Source organism: Acinetobacter sp. ANC 3813 (assembly GCF_002135435.1).
Taxonomy (GTDB): Bacteria; Pseudomonadota; Gammaproteobacteria; order Pseudomonadales; family Moraxellaceae; genus Acinetobacter.
In genome coordinates this window covers 1-930 of record NZ_NEGK01000021.1, presented here as the reverse complement: position 1 = coordinate 930, position 930 = coordinate 1, and the positions used below count along the sequence as shown (strand labels likewise).

Annotated in this window: 1 protein-coding gene; it reads left to right on the top strand. The window is 49.4% G+C overall.

Translation table 11 applies throughout. The features are described 5' to 3' along the window. On the top strand, positions 1-930 hold a 930-nt coding region (locus B9T34_RS18770), incomplete at both ends, for an Ig-like domain-containing protein (protein ID WP_228147485.1).

Sequence of the window (930 nt, the reverse complement as noted above, 5' to 3'; positions counted from 1 at the left end):
GTGACTCGGATTCTGACTCTGACAGTGACTCGGATTCTGACAGTGACTCGGATTCTGACTCTGACAGTGACTCTGACTCGGATTCTGACAGCGACTCGGATTCTGACTCTGACAGCGACTCGGATTCTGACAGCGACTCGGATTCTGACTCTGACAGCGATTCTGATGCACCAGATCTACCTCAGATTGATAGTTTTGATGGAACGGAAATAAAAGGTGTTGCTGAACCAAATTCATCAATCAAAGTATATGATGTTTTAGGTAATGAAATTGGCAATGGAGTTGCTGATAGTAACGGTGATTTTACTGTAGTACTTCCTGTGCCATTAGTAGATGGTGAAGAAGTTGAAGTAACTGCAACCGATGCAGCAAATAATGAGTCTTTACCAGCAATTGCAATTGCGCCAGATACAGCAGCGCCAGCAGTTCCAACTGCGACAATTAGTCCAGACGGTACATCGATCAGCGGTACAACCGAACCAAATGCAGTGATTACTGTGAAAGATGCAGACGGCAACCCGATTGCAACGATTACAGCGGATTCAAATGGCGGCTACACCGTTCCATTGAGCCCGGCGCTTGTAGATGGTGAAGAAGTCACGGTAACAGCGAAAGATGCAGGCGGTGAATCAGCGGGCACAGCAGTGACTGCGCCAGATACAGCAGCGCCAGCAGTTCCAACTGCGACAATTAGTCCAGACGGTACATCGATCAGCGGTACAACCGAACCAAATGCAGTGATTACTGTGAAAGATGCAGACGGCAACCCGATTGCAACGATTACAGCGGATTCAAATGGCGGCTACACCGTTCCATTGAGCCCGGCGCTTGTAGATGGTGAAGAAGTCACGGTAACAGCGAAAGATGCAGGCGGTGAATCAGCGGGCACAGCAGTGACTGCGCCAGATACAGCAGCGCCAGCAGGTCCAA